This window comes from Streptomyces sp. NBC_00536 (assembly GCF_036346295.1).
GTDB lineage: Bacteria > Actinomycetota > Actinomycetes > Streptomycetales > Streptomycetaceae > Streptomyces.
The window spans coordinates 5,336,358-5,357,774 of the sequence record NZ_CP107819.1 but is presented as its reverse complement, the minus strand read 5'-3'; the positions used below and the strand labels follow the sequence as shown (position 1 = coordinate 5,357,774).

24 protein-coding genes are annotated in these 21,417 nt (G+C 73.1%); 11 read left to right on the top strand and 13 right to left on the bottom strand.

The features are described from left to right. Positions 1-17: 17 nt before the first annotated feature. On the top strand, positions 18-533 hold the full coding sequence (locus OHS33_RS23950; RefSeq protein WP_330332460.1) for a hypothetical protein: 516 nt from the start codon (positions 18-20) through the stop codon (positions 531-533). Positions 534-583: 50 nt separating this feature from the next. On the opposite strand, the gene OHS33_RS23945 is transcribed toward OHS33_RS23950, so the two are convergent. Then, entirely contained in the window at positions 584-1,432 is an 849-nt protein-coding gene (locus tag OHS33_RS23945; protein WP_330332459.1) for a hypothetical protein, read from the bottom strand. 163 nt (positions 1,433-1,595) lie between these two features. Here OHS33_RS23945 and OHS33_RS23940 point away from each other — a divergent pair, with 163 nt between their 5' ends. The 3 genes from OHS33_RS23940 (at position 1,596) to OHS33_RS23930 (ending at position 4,839) form a co-directional block, all read left to right on the top strand. Beyond that, positions 1,596-2,867 (top strand): magnesium transporter MgtE N-terminal domain-containing protein, encoded by a 1,272-nt coding sequence (locus tag OHS33_RS23940; RefSeq protein WP_330332458.1) that lies wholly within the window; start codon positions 1,596-1,598, stop codon positions 2,865-2,867. Between the two features lie 214 nt (positions 2,868-3,081). Next, a complete protein-coding gene (locus tag OHS33_RS23935) occupies positions 3,082-3,621 on the top strand; it encodes a DUF1003 domain-containing protein (protein WP_330335174.1) in 540 nt (179 codons plus the stop codon). A gap of 42 nt (positions 3,622-3,663) precedes the next feature. Then, the gene (locus OHS33_RS23930; RefSeq protein WP_330332457.1) at positions 3,664-4,839 is read left to right on the top strand and encodes an Mrp/NBP35 family ATP-binding protein; all 1,176 of its coding nucleotides are present in this window, start codon (positions 3,664-3,666) and stop codon (positions 4,837-4,839) included. Between the two features lie 83 nt (positions 4,840-4,922). On the opposite strand, the gene OHS33_RS23925 is transcribed toward OHS33_RS23930, so the two are convergent. The 5 genes from OHS33_RS23925 to sigE all read right to left on the bottom strand — a co-directional run bounded on the left by OHS33_RS23925 (position 4,923) and on the right by sigE (position 9,408). After that, positions 4,923-5,681: a hypothetical protein gene (locus OHS33_RS23925; protein WP_330332456.1), complete on the bottom strand. Its 759-nt coding sequence runs from the start codon at positions 5,679-5,681 to the stop codon at positions 4,923-4,925. 149 nt (positions 5,682-5,830) lie between these two features. Then, on the bottom strand, positions 5,831-6,292 hold the full coding sequence (locus OHS33_RS23920; RefSeq protein WP_330332455.1) for a sec-independent translocase: 462 nt from the start codon (positions 6,290-6,292) through the stop codon (positions 5,831-5,833). 93 nt (positions 6,293-6,385) lie between these two features. Then, positions 6,386-7,756 carry a S1C family serine protease gene (locus OHS33_RS23915; protein WP_330332454.1) on the bottom strand — a complete coding sequence of 457 codons (1,371 nt, stop codon included), beginning with the start codon at positions 7,754-7,756 and terminating at the stop codon, positions 6,386-6,388. Between the two features lie 153 nt (positions 7,757-7,909). Continuing rightward, the gene (locus OHS33_RS23910) at positions 7,910-8,632 is read right to left on the bottom strand and encodes a zf-HC2 domain-containing protein (RefSeq protein ID WP_330332453.1); all 723 of its coding nucleotides are present in this window, start codon (positions 8,630-8,632) and stop codon (positions 7,910-7,912) included. Continuing rightward, the gene (gene sigE / locus OHS33_RS23905; RefSeq protein WP_330332452.1) at positions 8,629-9,408 is read right to left on the bottom strand and encodes an RNA polymerase sigma factor SigE; all 780 of its coding nucleotides are present in this window, start codon (positions 9,406-9,408) and stop codon (positions 8,629-8,631) included. Before sigE ends, OHS33_RS23910 begins: the two co-directional genes overlap by 4 nt. Positions 9,409-9,575: 167 nt before the next feature. Here sigE and OHS33_RS23900 point away from each other — a divergent pair, with 167 nt between their 5' ends. Continuing rightward, entirely contained in the window at positions 9,576-10,238 is a 663-nt protein-coding gene (locus tag OHS33_RS23900; RefSeq protein ID WP_330332451.1) for an O-methyltransferase, read from the top strand. Between the two features lie 109 nt (positions 10,239-10,347). Here OHS33_RS23900 and OHS33_RS23895 read toward each other — a convergent pair whose 3' ends face one another. Next, a complete protein-coding gene (locus OHS33_RS23895; RefSeq protein WP_069086806.1) occupies positions 10,348-10,515 on the bottom strand; it encodes a DUF3117 domain-containing protein in 168 nt (55 codons plus the stop codon). A gap of 307 nt (positions 10,516-10,822) precedes the next feature. Here OHS33_RS23895 and OHS33_RS23890 point away from each other — a divergent pair, with 307 nt between their 5' ends. Next, a complete protein-coding gene (locus OHS33_RS23890; protein ID WP_330332450.1) occupies positions 10,823-11,626 on the top strand; it encodes an enoyl-CoA hydratase/isomerase family protein in 804 nt (267 codons plus the stop codon). Positions 11,627-11,984: 358 nt separating this feature from the next. Here the strand turns inward: OHS33_RS23890 and OHS33_RS23885 are convergent, their stop codons facing one another. Together OHS33_RS23885 and OHS33_RS23880 are read right to left on the bottom strand one after the other, a co-directional pair. Continuing rightward, positions 11,985-12,572, bottom strand: coding sequence for a DNA-3-methyladenine glycosylase I (locus OHS33_RS23885; protein WP_330332449.1), 588 nt, complete (start codon positions 12,570-12,572; stop codon positions 11,985-11,987). Next, positions 12,569-12,907 (bottom strand): DivIVA domain-containing protein, encoded by a 339-nt coding sequence (locus OHS33_RS23880; RefSeq protein ID WP_330332448.1) that lies wholly within the window; start codon positions 12,905-12,907, stop codon positions 12,569-12,571. The genes OHS33_RS23885 and OHS33_RS23880 overlap by 4 nt, the downstream gene beginning before the upstream one ends. 119 nt (positions 12,908-13,026) lie before the next feature. On the opposite strand from OHS33_RS23880, the gene folP reads away from it, so the two are divergent. Then, positions 13,027-13,887 carry a dihydropteroate synthase gene (gene folP / locus OHS33_RS23875; RefSeq protein WP_330332447.1) on the top strand — a complete coding sequence of 287 codons (861 nt, stop codon included), beginning with the start codon at positions 13,027-13,029 and terminating at the stop codon, positions 13,885-13,887. 34 nt (positions 13,888-13,921) lie between these two features. On the opposite strand, the gene OHS33_RS23870 is transcribed toward folP, so the two are convergent. Both OHS33_RS23870 and dapE read right to left on the bottom strand, forming a co-directional pair. Then, positions 13,922-14,677, bottom strand: coding sequence for a TIGR00730 family Rossman fold protein (locus OHS33_RS23870; protein ID WP_330332446.1), 756 nt, complete (start codon positions 14,675-14,677; stop codon positions 13,922-13,924). A gap of 65 nt (positions 14,678-14,742) precedes the next feature. Beyond that, on the bottom strand, positions 14,743-15,822 hold the full coding sequence (dapE, locus tag OHS33_RS23865) for a succinyl-diaminopimelate desuccinylase (protein ID WP_330332445.1): 1,080 nt from the start codon (positions 15,820-15,822) through the stop codon (positions 14,743-14,745). 51 nt (positions 15,823-15,873) lie between these two features. Between dapE and OHS33_RS23860 the strand changes: the two genes are divergently transcribed. Both OHS33_RS23860 and OHS33_RS23855 read left to right on the top strand, forming a co-directional pair. Next, complete coding sequence (locus OHS33_RS23860) at positions 15,874-16,899, top strand: hypothetical protein (RefSeq protein WP_443065344.1); 1,026 nt, start codon at positions 15,874-15,876, stop codon at positions 16,897-16,899. A 235-nt stretch (positions 16,900-17,134) separates the two neighbouring features. After that, on the top strand, positions 17,135-17,710 hold the full coding sequence (locus OHS33_RS23855) for an ATP-binding protein (protein ID WP_330332443.1): 576 nt from the start codon (positions 17,135-17,137) through the stop codon (positions 17,708-17,710). A gap of 127 nt (positions 17,711-17,837) precedes the next feature. Here the strand turns inward: OHS33_RS23855 and dapC are convergent, their stop codons facing one another. Beyond that, positions 17,838-18,932, bottom strand: a complete 1,095-nt coding sequence (gene dapC, locus OHS33_RS23850; RefSeq protein ID WP_330332442.1) for a succinyldiaminopimelate transaminase — start codon at positions 18,930-18,932, stop codon at positions 17,838-17,840. A 133-nt stretch (positions 18,933-19,065) separates the two neighbouring features. Further along, positions 19,066-19,392 (bottom strand): ferredoxin, encoded by a 327-nt coding sequence (fdxA, locus tag OHS33_RS23845; RefSeq protein ID WP_283459813.1) that lies wholly within the window; start codon positions 19,390-19,392, stop codon positions 19,066-19,068. A 117-nt stretch (positions 19,393-19,509) separates the two neighbouring features. Here fdxA and OHS33_RS23840 point away from each other — a divergent pair, with 117 nt between their 5' ends. Together OHS33_RS23840 and OHS33_RS23835 are read left to right on the top strand one after the other, a co-directional pair. After that, positions 19,510-20,490, top strand: coding sequence for a GNAT family N-acetyltransferase (locus OHS33_RS23840; RefSeq protein ID WP_330332441.1), 981 nt, complete (start codon positions 19,510-19,512; stop codon positions 20,488-20,490). Further along, positions 20,490-21,275 carry a transglutaminase-like domain-containing protein gene (locus OHS33_RS23835; RefSeq protein WP_330332440.1) on the top strand — a complete coding sequence of 262 codons (786 nt, stop codon included), beginning with the start codon at positions 20,490-20,492 and terminating at the stop codon, positions 21,273-21,275. The genes OHS33_RS23840 and OHS33_RS23835 overlap by 1 nt, the downstream gene beginning before the upstream one ends. Positions 21,276-21,417: the final 142 nt, after the last annotated feature.

Sequence of the window (21,417 nt, the reverse complement as noted above, 5' to 3'; positions counted from 1 at the left end):
CTGGCTACGCTGTGCGCATGACTCTCAGCACGCTCGACCTGGCCCTCGTCGAGGAGGCCACCAAGAAGTCCGGCCTCATCTGGGTCCGGGGTACCGGGCCCGACCGGGCCCTGTGGCACGCCTGGGTGGACGGGGCGGCCCACGTGCTGGGCGACGGGCCCGGCGAGCAGCCCTTCCCCGGTCTCGCCGACGGCGCGGCCGCCGAGGTGACCGTGCGCAGCAAGGACAAGGGCGGCCGCCTGATCGCCTGGACGGCGAAGGTCACCGAGCTGGCGCCGCACGGCGAGCCCTGGCAGGCGGCGGTGGCCGAGCTGAAGGGCAAGCGGCTCAACGCGCCGGATTCGGAGCGGATGACCGAGCGCTGGGCGCGGGAGTGCCGGCTGCTGCGGCTGGAGCCGGTGGCGGCGACGACCGGGCTGCCGTCCGGCTCGCTGGCCGCGCGCCCGCTGCCGTCTCCGGCCATCACCCGCGAGGCGGCCCCGGCGGCGCTGCCGAAGCTGCTGCTGAAGCGCAAGAAGAAGGCCCGCGGGTAGGACCGTACGGAGTGGACGGTCCGTACGCCCGGTCCGACCGTACGGACCGGTCAGCCGCCGGTGCCCGGGTCCGCGCCCTGGCCGCCGGAGCCGCCGCTCGTCTCGTCGTCCGCGCCGCCGCTCTTGCTCGCGCCGGGGCCCGGGCTCTTGCCGGAGCCGGTGCCCGTGCCGGTGCCCTTGGTCGTCGGCAGCTGGGACCCGTAGTCCACGGTCTGGTCCTGGGCCGGGGCGGCCAGCGGGAACTGCTGCCCCCAGTCGGTCAGCTCCACCCGTCCGGCGCCGCCCGCGCGTTCCATCCGCAGCGGGTACGGGGTGCCCTCCAGGGAGACGGTGAGCTTGCCGCCCTTGCCGCCGTCCGCGGTGACCAGGACCGCCCGGGCCGTCCCGACCTTGGTGTAGTCGGCGCCCTTGGCGAGCTTGCCGTCCAGGCCGAGCAGGCCGTCCAGCAGCACGTGCATGTCGGTGAAGCCGCGGAACTGCTTGTAGGAGGGGTCCGTCTCGGGCACCTTCACGAACTTGTCGCCGAGCTTCCCGGCCGCCTCCGACTTCCCCCAGAAGGCCGCGTCGGCCTTCAGGTAGAGCTGTTCCCCCACCCGCAGCAGCCGGAAGGTGTTGTCCTTCGACTTCACCTCGCCCGAGCCGCCGTCCGCCTTCAGCTTCATGTCGAGGGTGAAGGACTTGCCGCCGGTGACCAGGGTCCCGGACAGGTGCACCGACTTGGCGGCGGTCGCGGCGGCGCGCGCCTTGGTCCCGATCTCGGCCGCGGACAGCTTGCCGACCCCGTTGGTGCCCTTGTCGGGGTCCTCCCCGCAGCCCGTGGCGGCGATGGCCAGACCCGCGCAGAGGGCCCCGATGGCGGCGGTCCGGCGCAGCCGTGCGGCAGGGAAGGTGGCGGTCACGGGCAGGGGCCTCTCGTCGGTCGTCTGCGAGCAGCAGGCAGCGTACCCGCACCCCGTGTCCGGGCCCGGCCCGGGCGGACCGCCCCACCAGGGCGGTTCGCGGCGGCACGGGCTAGCCTGAGGGGCGGCACGACTCTTGATCGACGCTCTAGGAGGCGCTCGGATGGCGGCAGGCGCCCCACGGATCTTTGTCTCGCATCTGTCGGGCGTACCCGTCTTCGACCCCAACGGCGACCAGGTCGGCCGCGTCCGTGACCTGGTGGCGATGCTGCGCGTGGGCGGGCGCCCGCCCCGGCTGCTGGGCCTGGTCGTCGAAGTGGTGAGCCGCCGCCGCATCTTCCTGCCCATGACCCGGGTGACCGGTGTGGAGTCCGGGCAGGTCATCACGACCGGTGTGGTGAACATGCGGCGCTTCGAACAGCGCCCCACCGAGCGGCTCGTGCTCGGTGAGCTGCTGGACCGCCGGGTGCGGCTCGTCGCGGACGACGAGGAGGTCACCGTCCTGGACGTGGCCATCCAGCAGCTCCCGGCCCGCCGCGACTGGGAGATCAACCGGATCTTCGTCCGCAAGGGCAAGGCGGGCGTGATGCGCCGCCGCGGCGAGACGCTGACCGTGGACTGGTCGGGGGTCACCGGCTTCTCGCTGGAGGAGGACGGGCAGGGCGCCGAGAACCTGGTAGCCACCTTCGAGACGATGCGCCCCGCCGACCTGGCGAACGTCCTGCACCACCTGACGCCGAAGCGGCGCGCCGAGGTGGCCAACGCCCTCGACGACGACCGGCTCGCGGACGTGCTGGAGGAGCTGCCCGAGGACGACCAGGTGGAGATCCTCGGCAAGCTCAAGGAGGAGCGCGCCGCGGACGTCCTGGAGGCGATGGACCCGGACGACGCGGCCGACCTGCTCTCCGAGCTGCCCGAGGACGACAAGGAGCGGCTGCTGACGCTGATGCGGCCGGACGACGCGGCCGACGTGCGCCGCCTGCTGTCGTACGAGGAGCGCACGGCGGGCGGTCTGATGACCACCGAGCCGATCGTGCTGCGGCCGGACGCCACGGTCGCGGACGCGCTGGCGCGCGTACGGCAGTCGGACCTGTCCCCCGCGCTGGCCGCGCAGGTGTACGTGTGCCGGCCGCCGGACGAGACGCCGACCGGCAAGTACCTGGGCACGGTGCACTTCCAGCGGCTGCTGCGCGACCCGCCGTTCACGCTGGTCAGTTCGCTGGTGGACACGGACCTGCCGCCGCTGCGGCCGGACGCCTCGCTGCCGGTGGTGACCAGCTACCTCGCCGCCTACAACATGGTCGCGGTCCCGGTGGTGGACGAGAGCGGCTCGCTGCTCGGCGCGGTGACGGTGGACGACGTACTGGACCACCTGCTGCCCGACGACTGGCGCGAGACGGACTTCCACTCCGAGGAGGCGGGCCGTGGCCGCTGAGCGGGGGCGCGAGCCCGGGCGGGAGCGCCGCCGCGAGCAGATCAGGGAGCGCCGGGAGCAGGCCAGGGCGCAGGCCAAGGCGCAGGGGCGCGAGTACGGGCGGGAGCACGGGTTGTCGGACCGGCTGGACGAGGTCGCGGGGAGGCTGCGCGCGGAGCGGGCCGACCGGCACGAGCGGGCCGAGCGCGAGGCGCGCGAGGGCCGCGCCGAGCGGGTGAAGGCCGGGCAGTCGACCGGTTCGAGCGCGCTGACGCGCTCGCGCGTGCGGCTGGACCAGCCGCGCCCGGCCCGGCGGCGGCTGCTCCCGGAGTACGACCCGGAGGCCTTCGGGCGGCTGTCGGAGCGGGTGGCGCGCTTCCTCGGCACGGGCAGGTTCATCGTCTGGATGACGGTCGTCATCGTCGCCTGGGTGCTGTGGAACATCTTCGCGCCGGCGCACCTGCGCTGGGACGAGTACCCGTTCATCTTCCTGACCCTGATGCTGTCGCTGCAGGCCTCGTACGCCGCTCCGCTGATCCTGCTCGCGCAGAACCGGCAGGACGACCGCGACCGGGTCAACCTGGAGCAGGACCGCAAGCAGAACGAGCGCTCCATCGCGGACACGGAGTACCTCACCCGGGAGATCGCGGCGCTGCGGATGGGCCTCGGCGAGGTCGCCACGCGCGACTGGATCCGGTCGGAGTTCCAGGACCTGATCAAGGAGATGGACGAGCGCAGGCTCTTCCCCTCCGAACGTGACGAAGGCGACCGCTGACGGGCTTACCGGCGGCGTGCCACCGCGCCGTACCATCGGGTCATGGCTACCGACACAAGCTCCGCCGCCGTGCCCGAGAAGGCTGTGCCCGATCAAGATGTGATCCTGGACGCGCTGGCGACGGTGAACGACCCCGAGATCCACCGGCCGATCACCGAACTCGGCATGGTCAAATCGGTGGAGGTCGGCGACGGCGGAGCGGTCGCCGTCACCGTCTACCTCACGGTGTCGGGCTGCCCCATGCGCGAGACCATCACCAAGAACGTCACCGAGGCCGTCGAGCGGGTCGCGGGCGTCACCTCGGTCGCCGTCACCCTCGACGTGATGAGCGACGAGCAGCGCAAGGAGCTGGCGGCCGGCCTGCGCGGCGGCACCGCCGAGCGCGAGGTGCCCTTCGCCCAGCCCGGCTCGCTGACCCGCGTCTACGCGGTCGCCTCCGGCAAGGGCGGCGTCGGCAAGTCCTCGGTCACGGTCAACCTCGCCGCGGCGATGGCGGCCGACGGCCTGAAGGTGGGCGTCGTCGACGCGGACATCTACGGCCACAGCGTGCCGCGCATGCTGGGTGTCGAGGGCAAGCCGACCCAGGTCGAGAACATGATCATGCCGCCGTCCGCGAACGGCGTGAAGGTCATCTCCATCGGCATGTTCACCCCGGGCAACGCGCCCGTGGTGTGGCGCGGCCCGATGCTCCACCGGGCGCTCCAGCAGTTCCTGGCGGACGTGTACTGGGGCGACCTGGACGTCCTGCTGCTCGACCTGCCGCCGGGCACCGGTGACATCGCGATCTCGGTGGCGCAGCTGGTGCCGAACGCCGAGATCCTGGTCGTCACCACCCCGCAGCAGGCCGCCGCCGAGGTGGCCGAGCGGGCCGGTTCGATCGCCGTGCAGACCCACCAGAAGATCGTGGGCGTCGTCGAGAACATGTCGGGGCTGCCCTGCCCGCACTGCGACGAGATGGTCGACGTGTTCGGCACGGGCGGTGGCCAGGCCGTCGCCGACGGGCTGACCAGGACCATCGGCTCCACCGTGCCGGTGCTGGGCCAGATCCCCATCGACGTACGGCTGCGCGAGGGCGGCGACAACGGGCAGCCGGTGGTGCTGGCCGCCCCGGACTCCCCCGCGGGCGCGGCGCTGCGGGCGATCGCGGGCAAGCTGGGCGGCCGCGCGCGCGGTCTGTCGGGCATGTCGCTGGGGATCACCCCGCGCAACAAGTTCTAGGACCCCACGGCACGTACGGGTACGGGAGAGGGGCGCCACCGATGCGGTGGCGCCCCTCTCCCGTACCCGTTACCTGTTCGCGGTCACTCGTACGTGCCCAGGTCGCCGATGACCGAGAAGCCGAGCCCGTAGGCGCTCATCCCCCGTCCGTACGCGCCCAGATGGACGCCGTCACGGGTGGACCCGGCCAGCACCCAGCCGAACTCGGACTCGCGGTAGTGGAAGGGCGTCGGCTCCCCGTCGACCGGCAGCGACAGCGTCGACCAGTCCTCGCCACCGAGGTCGTCGGCCAGCTCCCAGGCGGCCTCGGTCTGCTGGTCGAGCCAGTCGCCGCGCAGGGTGTGGTCCATCTGGCCGGGCCAGGTGAAGGCCAGCAGCCCGGAACCGGCCAGCCAGGCCGCCGAGGAGACCGAGGTCGCCTCCAGGACACCGGTGCCGTCGGCGCTGCGGCGCAGCGGGTTGCTGGCGACGGTGATGACCACCGCGAAGCGTTCCTTCTCACCCGTCACGATCTCGCCGCGGACCGAGGGCTCGTCGCCGTGGCCGGTGGAACCGTGCTCGACGGTGCCGTCGGCGGCCGTGCCCACCTGCATGAGCCAGCGGGGACCGGTGAAGGCCGCGTCCAGCCCGTACCAGGGGAAGGACGCCGCCAGATAGCCCTCGGCGGCCCGGCGGGCGCCCGGTACGGGCCTGGGGGGTGCGGAGGCGCCCTGCGGGGCCTCGGGAGCCTGCGCGGCCGGCGGAGCCTGCTGCTCAGCGGCGGATTCCGGGGCGGCCGGGGCGGGCGCGGTGTGCGCCTCGGCGGGCTGCGCGCCCACCCGGCTACTGCTCGTCGTCTCCATCGGTGCGGCCTCTCGTTCCGTGGGACCCGGAACGGCCCTCCCCCCTGCTGTGCTGGGGGGACCCCCTCCCTGGGGCGTCGGCGTCCGGACAGATGGAGAGGATAGCCACCGGACCACCCGGCGCCCGGCAGGACGAGGTGTCAGGCGGGTCAGGTGGCGTCGGCGTCGAACGGGGCGCGCTGGTCCGGCGCGGGCGGCGCGGCCCGCTTCACCAGGTCGGGCTTGCCTGCCGCGGGTGCGGGCGCGGCGGCGGACGGACCGGCCGGCGCGTCGCCGGGGACGGACTCCGGCTCCCGGCTGTTGACCGCGTCCGTGACGTCATTGAGTTCCTTGCGCAGGTCGAAGCTGCTCCGGATCTCCTTGAGGTCCTCGTTCTCGGTCAGCTGCTTGCGGATGAAGGTCTTCGGGTTCAGGTCCTCGAACTCGAAGTCCTTGAATTCCGGTCCGAGTTCGGACCGGATGTCCTGCTTGGCGCTGTCCGAGAACGCGCGGATCTTCCGGATCACGCCGGACACGTCCTGGATCACCTTCGGGAGCTTCTCCGGACCGAAGATGAGGATGGCGAGCACCACGATCGTGACCAGCTCGAGTGCGCCTATGTCGTTGAACACGTTGCCGCTCCTCGGCTCTCATCCTGCAGGCCAGCACCACGGTACCCGGCCACCTGTACGGGCCGACACCTCACTCCCGGTTTCCCCCGCCCGTCATCCACTGTTCGCCGAACCGAGTACGAGTTCCAGCGCGCGCTCCTTGCCGTCGCGCAGCACGGTCAGGCCGAGCGGATCACCCGGCCGGTGGGCCCGCACCTTGATGATCAGCTCGTCACCGCCGTGCACCCGCTGGCCGTCCACCTTGACGATCACATCGCCGGACTTGATGCCGGCCCGGGCGGCGGGGCTGCCCGGCGGGACGGCCGGTTTGCCCTCGGCGCCCTTGTCCCCGACCCGGGCCCCGTCGCCCGTGTACTGCATGTCCAGGGTGACCCCGATGACCGGATGGGTCGCGTGACCGGTCCGGATGATCTCCTCCGCCACCCGCTTGGCCTGGTTGACCGGGATCGCGAAGCCGAGGCCGATGCTGCCGCTCTGGCGCGCCGGGTCCTTGTCGTTCTGGCCCTGGTCCGCGCCCCGGATCGCGCTGTTGATGCCGATCACCCGGGCCAGGCCGTCGAGCAGCGGGCCGCCGGAGTTGCCCGGGTTGATGGGCGCGTCGGTCTGGAGGGCGTCGACATAGCTGACGTCGCTGCCGTCCCCCTTGTCGCCGCCCGCGGTGATGGGCCGCCCGGTGGCGCTGATGATGCCCGCGGTGACCGTGTTGGACAGGTCGAAGGGCGCCCCGATGGCCACCACCGGGTCGCCGACCTTGACGTTCTCCGAATTGCCCAGGGCCAGGGGCTTCAGGCCGCGCACCCCGTCGACCTTGACCACGGCCAGGTCGTAGCCGCCGTCCCGGCCGACCACGTCCGCGTTCACGCTCTCGCCGGTGCTGAAGGTGACCGTTATCCGCTGGGCGTCCGCGACCACGTGGTTGTTCGTGAGGATGTGGCCCTGCCCGTCCAGGACGAAGCCGGTGCCGGTGCCGTTGCCCGCGCCGCCCGCCACGTGCAGGGTGACCACGCCGGGCAGGGCGGTCGCGGCGATCCCGGCCACGCTCCCGGGGGCCCGGCCCTTGGGCTCCACCCCGGCCTGGGGAAGTTCCAGCCGGGTGCTGCTCCGCCGTTCGGCCAGTACGCCGAGCCAGGCGCCGACGCCCCCGGCGAGCAGGGCGCAGCCCACGGCCACGGCGACGAGCTGCCGCATCCGGATCCCGGGCCGCGCCGGACCCGCGTCGGGCACGTGCAGCGGAGCGGTGCTCCACGGGTCGTACCGGGGCGCGGGCGGTTCATCGAGGGCTACGTCGTCCAGCGGGCCAGCGGCCGTGGCATCAGCGTCGGGCGCGGCTTCCGCACCCTCCCGGGGGCCCGGCACGCGGTGGTCCGGTGCGGCGGTCCCGTCGGGGCTGCTGGCGGGACGGCTCCACCACCGCGGGGCCGACCGCAGCGGAGCCGGATCGGTCGGAGGGTGGGTGTCGGACATGGGCGCTCCCCGCGTGCCTCGCGCGCGCCCCGCCGGGCGCACCTGGCGAGGATTCAACCAGGTCGCCCCACGGGGCGGCAGAGCCGGGCCGGGGTGTCACCCCCGAGCGCCCCCGCCCGTCGCGCCCGTCGCGCCCGTCGGCACGGCGGCGCGTCAGCGCGTCAGGGACACCGGGCGCGGTGACAGGGTCGGCGCCACGGACGGCAGCGGCGCCGGGCGGGACGCCGAGGGGCTGAACACCGCCGTCAGCTCGGGGCCGAGGGTCGCGGTCCCGGCGGGGGGCCGGGGCCGGTCCCGGATGACCGCGTCGACCACGGACAGGGCGCCGCCGGTGGCACCGGGCTGCTGGGCGGCCGGGGTGACGCTCGCACCGCCCTCACCACGGGCGTTGGGCTCGACCTGGTCCAGCGGCAGCGCGCCGCCGAGGGCGATCGCGGCGAGCGAGACGGCACCGGCGGCGACGAAGGCGAACCGGCGGCGGGGTCGGCCCACCTCGTGTCGGCCCACCTCGTGTATGCGGAAGCCTTCCTGCGGGCGCGGGTTCTGGAAGGCATACCCGAACGAGGCGAAGGGATCGGTGGCACCGGAGCGGGCGGCCGGGCCCGGCGGGCCGGGCGGCGCGGCGGGACCGTCGGGTCCGCCTCCCGGCAGGCCCTGGAGCCGGGCGAGCAGCCCGGCGGAGAGCGGTGGCGGCGCGCTCTCGACGAAGAGGGTCTTCAGCCGGCGCTGGGCGTCGGCTTCGGCCTTGCACTTGGCACAGGTCGCCAGATGGGCGAGGACGCGCTCACGCACGTCATGGCTCAGCTCCCCGTCCACGAGGGCGGCGAGCCGGTCGCCCAGGTGGTGTTCCGCTGCGGACGGACTGACTCCGCTCACTCGGTTCCGCCCTCTCCCCCCACGACCGGGGCGCCCACGGCCACACCCGCCAGCGCGCGCTGCTCCGCCCGCGCCTCCGGGGAGCGGTGCTTGAGCGCCTTGCGCAGGTGCGAGCGGCCACGGTGGATCCGGCTGCGGACGGTGCCGAGCTTCACGCCGAGGGTCGCGGCGATCTCCTCGTAGGACAGGCCTTCGATGTCGCACAGGACCACGGCGGCGCGGAACTCCGGCGCGAGGGTGTCCAGCGCCTGCTGGACGTCCGCGTCGAAGTGCGTGTCGTGGAGCACCTGCTGCGGGTTGGGCTCACGGCTCGGCAGCCGCTCGGCGGCGTCGTCCGCGAGCGCGTCGAAGCGGATCCGCTGCTTGCGGCGCACCATGTCCAGGAAGAGGTTCGTGGTGATGCGGTGCAGCCAGCCCTCGAAGGTGCCGGGCGTGTACGTCGACAGCGAACGGAAGACGCGGACGAAGACTTCCTGGGTGAGGTCCTCGGCGTCGTGCTGGTTGCCCGTCAGGCGGTACGCCAGCCGGTAGACCCGCGCACTGTGCGTGCTGACGATCTCCTCCCAGGAGGGAGGGGTCCACGCCTGGGAGCCCGCATCGGCGGCAAAGGTCGCGGTGGTTGCGGTGGCAGCGGTGTGGAAACGGTCAGCAGTGTTGATCACGGATTTCGGCTCACCCGCCGACCAGAAGAGACGCCGAAGGACGCCTCCACGATCCACAGGCGCAGCCGCACCTCCCCTGTCGGCTCTGGTGGTGTCCAGTGGAGCCCCTACCATAGCCACCCCTCCCGTCAGCTCTGGATAAGCATTTTTGCAGTAACTTTGCACGGGTCCGAGGTCCTTGACCGCCGATCTGCCCGGCGCCGTCCCCTCTATCCCGCCTCTTCCCCTCACAACGCCCGGTCCCATCTGCGGGTTCCCGACGTCAGCGGATACAGTCACCGTTGCGCCAACTATGGGGACAGGAGAGGGTCATTAGCGGCAACCGGCAGACGAGCTGGGCGTTCGCCGACGCGTTTGTCGCCGAGGACGACGCTCTGCGGTGGGCCCGCGACCGGGCGAGGGAAGCGGGCCTGCGCTCGGTCTCCCCCGGCACCGGGGCCGCGCTGCGCCTGCTGGCCGCCACCGCGGACGCCAAGGCGGTCGCGGAGATCGGCACCGGCACCGGTGTCTCCGGCATCCACCTGCTCCACGGACTGCGCCCCGACGGGGTGCTGACCACCGTGGACCCCGAGCCCGACCGGCAGGCCTTCGCCCGTCAGGCCTTCCGCGCGGCGGGCTTCGCGGGCAACCGGGCGCGCTTCATCCCGGGCCGCGCCCTGGACGTCCTGCCGCGGCTCGCCGACGGCGGGTACGACCTGGTCTTCTGCGACGGGGATCCGTCCGAGTCCCTCGACTACCTCGCTGAATCGTTGCGCCTGCTGCGTCCGGGTGGACTCGTGTGCTTCGAGGGAGTCTTCTCGGACGGCCGTACGGTCGACTCCGCGGCCCAGCCGGTGGAGGTGCTGCGGGTGCGCGAGCTGCTGCGCACGGTCCGCGAGAGCCCCGCCCTGGAGTCCGCGCTGCTGCCGGTGGGCGACGGCCTGCTGTGCGCCGTGCGCCGCTGAGCCGAGCGGGGCGTGCGGGTCCCGCGCGGGGAGGTCCGGACACACCGCTGCCCCGCCCGTGGTGATCACGGACGGGGCAGCGGCGGATAACTCAGGTAACGCGGACGCGTCAGCCGACGACCTTCTTCAGGGCGTCACCGAGCGCGCCGGCCTCGTCCGGGGTCAGCTCGACGACAAGCCGACCGCCGCCTTCAAGCGGAACGCGCATGACAATGCCCCGCCCCTCCTTGGTGACCTCGAGCGGGCCGTCGCCCGTCCGCGGCTTCATGGCCGCCATGCTCGTTCCCCTTCCTGAATCCAGCTCATCGTCAGCCGACGGCCCCATTCAGGCGCCTAATACCCGGCATCGAACACATTGCTTCCCGCCATTATCCCGCATGTCAGGACCCGATGACCAACATCAGCCGGGAACGCTTGTGCAACGCGCTCGACCATAACCACTCATTTCGGCGATCCGCCTGCGATACTTCGCCCCCGCCCGGCCCGCGGGGCCCCCGGTTTCTTTGACTTACATCACATACCCGGCGCCCCGTGCGGTCCGCCATGCTGGGGACTTCTGCCCGCGACGAAGGGGGACCCCCGACATGTCCGACAGCGTGCTCTACGAAGTGACCGACGGCCTCGCGACGATCACGATCAACCGTCCCGACGCGATGAACGCCATGAACACCGAGGCGAAAGTCGCGCTGCGGGACGCCGTCCTCGCCGCCGCGGAGGACTCCGGGGTACGGGCCGTCCTGCTGACGGCGGCGGGCGGCCGGGCCTTCTGCGTGGGCCAGGACCTCAAGGAACACGTCGGGTTCCTCGCGGCCGACCGCGAGAACGGCTCCACGCTGACGATGAGCACCGTCGCGGAGCACTACAACCCGATCGTGCGGGCGCTCACCACCATGGCGAAGCCCGTGGTGGCCGGGGTGAACGGCGTCGCGGCCGGGGCGGGCTTCGGCTTCGCGCTGGCGGCGGACTTCCGGGTCGTGGCCGACACCGCCTCCTTCAACACCTCCTTCGCCGGGGTCGCGCTGACCGCCGACTCCGGGGTGTCCTGGACCCTGCCCCGGCTGATCGGCCAGTCGCGCGCCGCCGACCTGCTGCTGTTCCCCCGGTCGGTGCCGGCCCAGGAGGCGTACGAGCTGGGCATCGCGAACCGTCTCGTCCCGGCGGAGTCGCTGGCCGCCGAGGCCGCTTCGGTGGCCCGTGCGCTGGCCTCGGGCCCCACGGTGGCCTACGCCGCCCTGAAGGAGTCCCTGGCGTACGGGGCCGCGCACGGACTGGCCGAGTCCCTGGAGAAGGAGGACGCCCTCCAGACCCGCGCCGGTGCCTCCGCCGACCACGGCATCGCGGTGGCCGCCTTCCTCGCGAAGCAGCCCCCGAACTACCAGGGCCGCTGACCCCGGCCCCCTGCCCGTGCGGCCCGTAGCCTCCGGCGGTCTCGCCCTCCGGGGGCGCCTCAATCGCCGGCGAGGCTGAAGATGCCGCCCCCGGAGGCACGGCCGTCCCGGCCACAGACCGTCCGCCGCCCTCCGGCGGTTCTCCCCTCCGGGGGCGCCTCAAACGCCGGCGAGGCTGAAGATGCCCCTCCCGGGGGGCCGTATTCCAGCCCCGCCGGCGTTTGAGGCGCCCCCGGAGGGCAGGGCCACGGCCCGCACTCGCGTCACCGGCCCGGCGGACCATCCAGCCCCGCCGGCGATTGAGGCGCCCCCGGAGGGCAGGGCTGCGGCTCGCAGCGGACTCGGGAACCGGGCCCGGCTACGGGTGGCGGGAGACGCAGGTGGACAGGTGATCGTTGACGAGGCCGCACGCTTGCATCAGGGCGTAGGCCGTCGTCGGGCCCACGAAGCGGATGCCGGAGGCCTTCAGGGACTTCGCCAGGGCCGTGGATTCGGGGGTCACCGCGGGGACCTGGGTCGTGCTCCGCGGGGCCGCCGCCGGCCGCTTCGGCGCGTGGGACCAGATCAGCGCGTCCAGCGCCCCCGCCTCCCACCCGGCCAGCACCCTCGCATTGGCCAGCGTCGCCGCGATCTTCGCCCGGTTCCGGATGATCCCCGGGTCGGCGAGCAGCCGCTCCGCGTCCGCCTCGCCGAACTCCGCGACCTTGGCGATCTCGAAGTCCGCGAAGGCCTTCCGGAATCCTTCCCGGCGCCGCAGGATCGTCAGCCAGGACAGCCCGGACTGGAAGGCCTCCAGGCAGAGCCGTTCGTACAGCGCGTCGTCCCCGTGGACCGGACGCCCCCACTCCGTGTCGTGGTAGGCGATGTAGTCCTCGGTCGCGAGCGCCCACGGGCACCGCAGCCCCCCGTCCGGCCCCGCGACGGCGGCCCCCGGCGCCGGGGTCACCGGTCGCCCTTGGTGAGGTCGGGCCCGGCCGCGGCGGCCGGGCGGCTGCGGGCCGCCTCCAGTTCCGCGATCCGCGCGTCCCGTTCGGCCAGTTCCGCGCCGAGCCGGGTCAGTACGTCGTCCACCTCGGCCATCCGGTACCCCCGCGGAGCCACCGGCAGCCGCAGTTCGTCGATGTCCGCCCGGACCACGGGGCGGGTCTCCGGCAGGCCGTCGGCCACGACCTCGGGGTCCACCTCGGGCAGCACCGCCTCGGTGCCGCCGCCGATCACCGCGAGGGTGACCCCGGCGACGACCACGACCAGCGCGATCAGCAAGAACCAGAACACGATCAACTCCCCTGAGAGACTGCGGCCACGGACTCGATCGTGCCATGCGCGGGCCGCGGCCATGCGCGCGCGGCGGTTAAGGTCGCTGGCGGGGCGGCGAGGGCCGCCGGAGGAGGAAACACGGGATGCTGCGACTGGGCAGGCGCGAGTTCGACACGCACGAGCCGGTGATCATGGCGATCGTGAACCGGACCCCGGACTCGTTCTACGACCAGGGCGCCACCTTCCGCGACGAGCCCGCGCTCGACCGCGTGGAGCTGGCGGTGGCCGAGGGCGCGGCGATCATCGACATCGGCGGGGTCAAGGCGGGCCCGGGCGAGCACGTGGACGCGGCCGAGGAGGCCCGCCGCACGGTGGGCTTCGTGGCCGAGGTGCGGCGCCGCCACCCGGACGTCGTGATCAGCGTGGACACCTGGCGGCACGAGGTCGGCGAGGCCGTCTGCGAGGCCGGGGCGGACCTGCTGAACGACGCGTGGGGCGGGGTGGACCCCAAGCTGGCGGAGGTCGCGGCGCGCTACGGCGCGGGCCTGGTCTGCACGCACGCGGGGGGCGTGGAGCCGCGGACCCGGCCGCACCGGACGGCGTACGAGGACGTGATGGCGGACATCCTGCGGGTGACCGTCGGGCTGGCGGAGCGGGCCGCCGCGCTGGGCGTGCCGCGCGAGTCGATCATGATCGACCCGGGCCACGACTTCGGCAAGAACACCCGGCACTCGCTGGAGGCCACGCGCCGCCTCGGGGAGATGACGGAGACCGGCTGGCCGGTGCTGGTGTCCCTGTCCAACAAGGACTTCGTGGGCGAGACCCTGGACCGGCCGGTCAAGGAGCGGCTGCTGGGCACCCTGGCCACGACGGCCGTCTCGGCGTGGCTGGGCGCACAGGTCTACCGGGTCCACGAGGTCGCCGAGACCCGGCAGGTGCTGGAGATGGTGGCGTCCATCCAGGGCCACCGCCCGCCCGCCGTCGCCCGCCGGGGCCTGGCCTAGAAGCCGTGTGCGGCCAGGCCCCGGCGGCCCGGCCCTACTTGCCGACTTCCTTCGTCACCAGGGCGATCGCCTCGTCCACGTCGTCCGTGACGTGGAAGAGGTACAGGTCCTTCTCCGAGGCCTTGCCCTGCGCGACCACCGTGTTCCGCAGCCAGTCGATCAGCCCGCTCCAGTACGCCGTGCCGAACAGCACGATCGGGAAGCGGGTGATCTTCTGCGTCTGGACCAGCGTCAGCGCCTCGAACAGCTCGTCCAGCGTGCCCAGACCGCCCGGCAGGACCACGAAGCCCTGGCTGTACTTGACGAACATCGTCTTGCGGACGAAGAAATACCGGAAGTTCAGTCCGAGGTCGACGTGCTGGTTGAGCCCCTGCTCGAAGGGCAGCTCGATGCCGAGTCCGACCGAGATCCCGTTGCCTTCGCGGGCGCCCTTGTTGGCGGCTTCCATCGCGCCCGGGCCGCCGCCGGTGATGACCGCGAAGCCCGCGTCGACGAGGGCGCGGCCGATGGCCACGCCCGCCTCGTAGTCCGGCGAGTCCGGCGCGGTGCGCGCCGAACCGAAGACGCTGATCGCGGGCGGCAGCTCCGCCAGCGTGCCGAAGCCCTCGATGAACTCCGACTGGATGCGCAGGACCCGCCAGGGGTCGGTGTGCACCCACTCGGAGGGCCCGGCGGAGTCCAGCAGCCGCTGGTCGGTCGTACTGCCCGCCTGGACCTGGTCGCGCCGTCGCAGTACGGGGCCCAGCTGCTGCTCCGCCGGCTTCCTCCGGCCGCTCTCAGGGTTGCCCATGATGTGCTCCCTCCTGCTGATCGTTCGGATCAGGGTAGGCGCACAAAGGTGACGAGAAGCGGAATTCAGGAGGTCAGCCAGGCGCGGAGTCGTTCCTCGCAGTGCAGGATCGCCTTCGTCTCGACCCGTTCGTCGACCTTGTGGGCCAGCAGGGCGTCCCCCGGGCCGTAGTTGACGGCCGGTACGCCCAGCGCGCTGAAGCGCGAGACGTCCGTCCAGCCGAACTTCGGCATGGCGCGGCCGCCGACCGCCGCCATGAACGCGGCCGCCGCCGGGTGGGACAGGCCGGGCAGCGCTCCGCCGGAGCTGTCGTCCACGACGAACTCGGCGATGTCGCAGTCCGCGAAGACCTCCCGGACGTGGGCGAGCGCCTCGGCCTCGCTGCGGTCGGGGGCGTAGCGGAAGTTGACGGTCACCGCGCAGGCGTCGGGGATCACGTTGTTGGCGACGCCGCCTTCGATCCGTACCGCGTTGAGGCCCTCGTGGTACTCCAGGCCGTCGATGACGGGACGGCGCGGTTCGTACGCCGCCAGCTTCGCGAGGACCGGTCCGGCCGTGTGGATGGCGTTGGACCCCATCCAGCTGCGCGCGGAGTGGGCGCGTTCGCCGGACGTGCGCAGGATCACCCGCAGGGTGCCCTGGCAGCCGCCCTCGACCTCCGCGTTGGAGGGCTCCAGGAGGACCGCGAAGTCTCCGGCCAGCCAGTCCGGGTGGGCCTCGGCGACCTTGCCCAGGCCGTTGAGGTGGGCGGCGACCTCCTCCTGGTCGTAGAAGACGAAGGTGAGGTCCCGGTTCGGCTCGGGCACGGTCGCCGCGATCCGCAGCTGGACCGCGACTCCGGACTTCATGTCGGTGGTGCCGCAGCCCCACAGGACGTCGTTCCCGTCCAGCCGGGAGGGCACGTTGTCGGCGATCGGCACGGTGTCGAGGTGCCCGGCGAGGACGACGCGCTCCGCGCGGCCGAGGTGCGTACGGGCCACGACGTTGTTGCCGAAGCGGTCGACGGTGAGGTGCGGGAGACCCCGGAGCGCGAGCTCCACGAGGTCCGCGAGGACCTTCTCGTCGCCGCTCACGGAAGGGATGTCGACGAGCCGGGCGGTCAGCTCGGCAGCGTCCAGGGTGAGGTCCAGCTCGGATTCGGACATGACCACGACCCTAATGCCCCACCTCGTGCACATGCCGGGACCGTCCGGCCGATGGACGCACCGAATGGCTCAAGTACGGTGGGCGGCGTGTCCGAGACCCACCAGAAGGCTCCCCGTCCGCGCCGCCGCCGCCCGTACCGGCTGGCCGCGGCGCTGCTCGTGCTGCTCGGGCTCGCCGGTTACTACCTCGTCCAGAACGAATCGACGGGCGGCGACGGCGCCCCGCACTGCACCGTGGTCGCGGGCGGCGGCGCGGGCGCGGGCGGTTCGTACTCGATGAACCTCGAACAGGCCCGGTACGCGGCCACGATCGCGGCGGTCGGCACGGCCAAGAAGGTGCCGGAGCGGGGTGTGACGATCGCGCTGGCCACCGCCATGCAGGAGTCCGCGCTGCGCAACCTCGACCACGGGGACCGGGATTCGCTGGGCCTCTTCCAGCAGCGGCCCTCGCAGGACTGGGGCACCCCGGCCCAGATCATGGACCCGGTGTACTCGGCCGGGATCTTCTACGACCACCTCCTCGACGAGGTGCCCGACTACGCGGACCTCCCGCTGACGGTGGCCGCGCAGAAGGTGCAGCGCAGCGGCTTCCCGGACGCGTACGCGAAGCACGAGCCCGATGCCACGCTGCTCGCGGCGGCCTTCACGGGGAGCGCCCCGGGGACCCTGTCCTGCTCCGGTCCGCTGCCGCGGGAGACGGGGGACGCGACGCGGGTCAAGGCGGAGCTGGTGAAGGTGTTCGGGACCGCGCTGGCGCCGAAGGCGGGGCCGCCCGTTTCCCGGGTCGCGGCGCAGCAGCCGCCCGCGGACGACTCGGAGGTCACCCTGTCGGTCGCGACGGGGAAGAACGGCCAGGGTCCGCCCGACCAGCGGCGCGGCTGGGAGCTGGCGAACTGGGCGGTGGCGCACGCGGCCGATCTCGGGATCCAGCGGGTCTCGTACGACAGCAAGGCGTGGGTCGCGGGCAAGAACAAGGGGCACTGGATCGACAAGGCGCCGGGCAAGTCCGGTGACGGCGACGGTCGCAACGCGGGACCGGACGACGTACGGATCTTCGTCGCACCGCTGAACCGTTAAACCGGCGCCCGGTCACGCGTACGGGGCGTCACTCGTCCGGGGTCGGCGCGGTGCGGCGTGCGCCGGTGCACGGCGGGGGCAGAAGGCCAGCTCACCGGGCGTCCGGTGCGCTTGTCACCGAAGCCGATAAAACGACGCGTTGCCAAGCCTTTACCCATCGGCTCCGCAACTCGGGACGCCCCCAAGGGAGTTGTGCACGGCGTACTCAGCCCGCACGACGACACCAAGGAGCACCATGTCCCTCCCCCTGACCCGTCGGATCGCCCGTGCCGCACTGCTGCTCGCAGCCGGAGCGGCGCCCGTGGTCGGCGCGGCCGGCTCGGCGAGCGCCGTGGGCCTGGAGTCCGCACCCCAGCTGGGTTCGCTGACCGCCCTGGACAGCGCGAGCCTCGGACACGCCGTGGACAACACCGCCCGCCAGGGCGCCGACATGGCCGGGGCGACCGGCGGCAAGGCCGTGGAGTCCGCCGTCCCGGCGGTCGGCGCGGTGGGCGGCAACGCGGCCGCCAAGGGCGTCCCGACCGCCCACGAGAACGCGACCGGCCTGGCCGGGGCCGCGGGCGCGGTGGCCGGTGACACCGCCGGCGCGGCGGGCAAGAGCGGCCTGCCGACCGACGGGCTCACCGGGAACCTGATGGGCGGCCTCCCGGTCGCCGGCGCCCCGGCCGCCGCGAGCCCCCTGCCCGCCGCCGGGCTGCCCGACGCGGCGGCGCCCGCCGCCGCGCTCCCGACGTCCGGCCTGCCCGTCGCCGCCCCCGCCCTGCCGACCGGCGGGCTGCCCGCGCTCGGCGGTCTGCCGCTGGGCGGCTGACGCCCGTACGCGCGGCGCGTTCCGCGCACGCGCACGCGCACACGAACGCCGAAGGGGCCGGGAGCACGAACTCCCGGCCCCTTCGGGCTATCCGGTCACCAGGTCACCCGGTCACCAGCTCACCGGACTAGCCGAGGCGCTTGACCGCCGCGGCCACCCGCTCGTCCGTCGCCGTGAACGCGACCCGCACGAAGTGCGCGCCCGCCTCGCCGTAGAAGTCGCCGGGGCAGACCAGGACGCCGAGCCCGGCGAGGTACGCGACCGTCTCCCAGCAGGGCTCGTCGCGGGTCGCCCACAGGTACAGGCTGGCCTCGCTGTGCTCGATCCGGAAGCCGTGCGCCTCCAGGGCCGTCCGCAGGGCCGCGCGGCGGGCGGCGTAGCGCTCCCGCTGCTCCTGGACGTGCGCGTCGTCGCCCAGCGCGACCGCGGCCGCGGCCTGCACCGGCGAGGGCGTCATCATGCCGCCGTGCTTGCGGATCTCCAGCAGCTCGGCGAGGACCTCGGCGTCACCGGCGGCGAAGGCCGCCCGGTAGCCCGCCAGGTTGGAGCGCTTGGAGAGGGAGTGGACGGCCACCAGGCCCTCGTACGAGCCGCCGCACACGTCGTCGTGCAGGACGGAGACGGGCTCGGCCTCCCAGCCCAGCTCCAGGTAGCACTCGTCGCTGAAGACCAGGATCCCGTGCTCGCGCGCCCAGGCCACGATCCGGATCAGCTCCTCCTTGGAGAGGACCTTCCCGGTGGGGTTGGACGGCGAGTTCAGCCACAGCAGCTTCAGCCCGGCCGGGTCCAGCTCGGTGGGGTCGTCGTAGACCACCGGCTCGGCGCCGCACAGCCGCGCGCCGACCTCGTACGTCGGGTACGCGAGCCGCGGGTAGGCGACCTTGTCGCCCGCGCCCAGACCCAGCTGGATCGGCAGCCAGGCCACCAGCTCCTTGGAGCCGACCACCGGCAGCACGTTGCGGTGCCCGGCGTTGCTCGCGCCGAGGCGGCCCTTCACCCAGTCCGTGATCGCATCGCGGTACGCGGCCGTGCCCCACACCGTCGGATAGCCCGGCGAGTCAGCGGCCGCCACCAGGGCGCGCTGGATCAGGTCCGGCACCGGGTCCACGGGGGTTCCGACGGACAGGTCGACGATGCCGTCCGCGTGCGCGGAGGCGATTGCCTTGTACGGCTCCAGCTTGTCCCAGGGGAAGGCGGGAAGACGAGCGGATACTGCGGCCACGGTGGTCTCTGCTCTCTCTCTGCGTGCTCTGCGTACCGGTGTGCGCGGTGGCGGACCGGATTCGGAAAACACCTCGGTCCCGTGCGGCGCGTTCGCCGTACGGGACCGAGGGACGCGCGCCGCCCTAAGACGGTCAGTGCTCGCCGTTCATGGGCGGCAGCGCGGCGATGAAGGAGTGGTCGCGCTCGATCAGGCCGAGCTTGGAGGCGCCACCGGGCGAACCGAGTTCGTCGAAGAACTCGACGTTCGCCTTGTAGTAGTCCTTCCACTCTTCCGGAGTGTCGTCCTCGTAGAAGATGGCCTCGACCGGGCAGACCGGTTCACACGCACCACAGTCGACGCACTCGTCCGGGTGGATGTACAAGGACCGCTGGCCCTCGTAGATGCAGTCGACGGGGCACTCTTCGATGCATGCCTTGTCCTTGACGTCGACACAAGGCTCCGCGATGACGTAGGTCACGCTCTCGTTCCTCCTCGGTAGGGCTTTCCATATCGCGCGGGAGCGCGGCGTCGTCGATGCCCGCATCTAGTATCTCCGTTCCCGGGCACGATCCGAACAGGAGGGGCGGAGACAGCTGTGGAAATCACTGCCGGCGCACTGATGGAAATCCGTATCACCCACGCTGACGTGGGCAAACGGGTGTCTGTACGACGGGTGGAGAGTGCCTCGGGCCGGTCTGTCAGGTTCACGGACACCCTGGGGGTGCTCACATCGTGGACCGATGGTGTGCTGCTGATCACACAAAAGAATGGTGAGAGCGTCCGCATCGCGGAATCCTTGCTGGTCGCGGGCAAGGTGGTGCCTCCCGCCCCGGCCCGCCGCAAGGGTCCTTCGGCCACTTTCGAGGAGCTGACCCGCGCCGGTGCGCGGGCCTGGCAGCCGCTGGAGAGCGAGCCGCTGGGCGCCTGGACGCTGCGGGCGGCCGCCGGGTTCACCCGGCGGGCCAACTCGGCGCTGCCGCTCGGCGACCCCGGGATGACGACGCAGGAAGCACTCGCGCGAGTGACGGCCTGGTACGCGGACCGCGGGCTCCCGGCGTACGTCCAGGCCGCGACGGGCGCCCTCGGCACCCAGGAACTCCTCTGCGCGGAGCTGGAACGGCTCGGCTGGACCCGTGAGGTCTCGGCGGAGGTACGGATCGCCTCGCTCGCGCCGATCGGTGATCTCGACGCGGACGTCTCCGGGGTCGAGCTGACCCGGGAGTGCGACGAGGAGTGGCTGGAGCGGTACGGGCGTACGGGCGCCCTCGCCCCGGTCGCCCGGCAGGTGCTGTCGGCGGGCCCCTCGGTGTGGTTCGCGAAGATCGCGGGCCGCGCGATCGGGCGGTGCGTGGTCGACGGCCGGTGGGCCGGATTCGCGGCGGTGGAGGTCGACCCCGCGCACCGGCGCGAAGGGCTGGCCACGGCCGTGATGACGGCGCTGGCCCGGCGCGCGCTGGACGAGGGGGCCTCGGCGGCCTGGCTCCAGGTGGAGAACGACAACAGCGGGGCGCTCGCGCTGTACGACCGGCTGGGCTTCGCCGCGCACCACGCCTACCACCACTTCCGGGCGGCCTGATGGCATTCCGCGAGGAGTTCGCGGCGGAGGCGCGGGCGGAGCGGCCCGACCTCGCGCTGCTGTGCCTGTACCTGGCGGCCGAGGCGGATCCCGCGCTGGACCAGCGGGCCGTCGACGAGGCGCAGATCGAGCTGGACCGGCTGGCCGGGCTGCTGCCGTACGGGCTGCGCGGGGCGCGGGCCTGGGCCTCGGCGGTGACGGAACTGCTGGGCGGCCGGATGGCGTTCCACGGCACCCCGGGCGACTACGACCGGCTGTCGTCCTCCCTTCTCCACGAGGTGCTGCGGCGGCGGCGCGGGCTGCCGATCCTGCTGTCGGTGGTGTGGCTGGAGGTGGCCCGGCGGGCCGGGGCGCCGGTGTACGGGCTGGCCCTGCCCGGGCACTTCGTGGTCGGCTTCGGGGATCCCGAGGAGGGGGTCGTGGTCGACCCCTTCGCGAGCGGGGCCGCGCTCGGGGCCGGTCCCGCGGAGGCGGCCGAGGGGCCGCGGCTGGCGGCCCGGACCCTGGACATCGTCCTGCGGATCCTGAACAACATCCGGGCCTGGGCCGCGACCCGGCCCGAGCACTCGGGCGTCGCCCTGTGGGCCCTGGACCTGGCGCTCCTGCTGCCCTCGCACCCGGCCGCGCTGCGGTACGAGCGGGCGCGGCTGCTGGTGGAGCGGGGCTCCTACACGGAGGGTGCGGTGGAGCTGGAGGAGTACGCGGTCGTCGTCGACGCGATGGACAAAGAAGCGGCGACCCGCATCCGCACCGAAGCCCTGGCTGCGCGCGCCCGCCTGAACTGACCAAACCCAGCCCGCCCGGCGATTGAGGGCCCGCGATCTCAGCCTCGCCGGCGTTTGAGGCGCCCCCGGAGGGGAGTCCGGGCGGGAGCCGCGTTTCGGCCTGCGGCTGCTCGTCGCCTCCGGCGGGCCCTCAATCGCCGGG

What these genes read in the sequence shown, in the direction of transcription:
- OHS33_RS23950 (WP_330332460.1), top strand. Translation starts at nt 18, where the DNA reads ATGACTCTCAGCACGCTCGACCTGGCCCTCGTCGAGGAGGCCACCAAG.
- OHS33_RS23940 (WP_330332458.1), top strand. Translation starts at nt 1,596, where the DNA reads ATGGCGGCAGGCGCCCCACGGATCTTTGTCTCGCATCTGTCGGGCGTA.
- OHS33_RS23930 (WP_330332457.1), top strand. Translation starts at nt 3,664, where the DNA reads ATGGCTACCGACACAAGCTCCGCCGCCGTGCCCGAGAAGGCTGTGCCC.
- OHS33_RS23925 (WP_330332456.1), bottom strand. Translation starts at nt 5,681, where the DNA reads ATGGAGACGACGAGCAGTAGCCGGGTGGGCGCGCAGCCCGCCGAGGCG.
- OHS33_RS23915 (WP_330332454.1), bottom strand. Translation starts at nt 7,756, where the DNA reads ATGTCCGACACCCACCCTCCGACCGATCCGGCTCCGCTGCGGTCGGCC.
- sigE (WP_330332452.1), bottom strand. Translation starts at nt 9,408, where the DNA reads ATGGTAGGGGCTCCACTGGACACCACCAGAGCCGACAGGGGAGGTGCG.
- OHS33_RS23895 (WP_069086806.1), bottom strand. Translation starts at nt 10,515, where the DNA reads ATGGCGGCCATGAAGCCGCGGACGGGCGACGGCCCGCTCGAGGTCACC.
- OHS33_RS23890 (WP_330332450.1), top strand. Translation starts at nt 10,823, where the DNA reads ATGTCCGACAGCGTGCTCTACGAAGTGACCGACGGCCTCGCGACGATC.
- folP (WP_330332447.1), top strand. Translation starts at nt 13,027, where the DNA reads ATGCTGCGACTGGGCAGGCGCGAGTTCGACACGCACGAGCCGGTGATC.
- OHS33_RS23870 (WP_330332446.1), bottom strand. Translation starts at nt 14,677, where the DNA reads ATGGGCAACCCTGAGAGCGGCCGGAGGAAGCCGGCGGAGCAGCAGCTG.
- dapE (WP_330332445.1), bottom strand. Translation starts at nt 15,822, where the DNA reads ATGTCCGAATCCGAGCTGGACCTCACCCTGGACGCTGCCGAGCTGACC.
- OHS33_RS23860 (WP_443065344.1), top strand. Translation starts at nt 15,874, where the DNA reads ATGGACGCACCGAATGGCTCAAGTACGGTGGGCGGCGTGTCCGAGACC.
- OHS33_RS23855 (WP_330332443.1), top strand. Translation starts at nt 17,135, where the DNA reads ATGTCCCTCCCCCTGACCCGTCGGATCGCCCGTGCCGCACTGCTGCTC.
- OHS33_RS23835 (WP_330332440.1), top strand. Translation starts at nt 20,490, where the DNA reads ATGGCATTCCGCGAGGAGTTCGCGGCGGAGGCGCGGGCGGAGCGGCCC.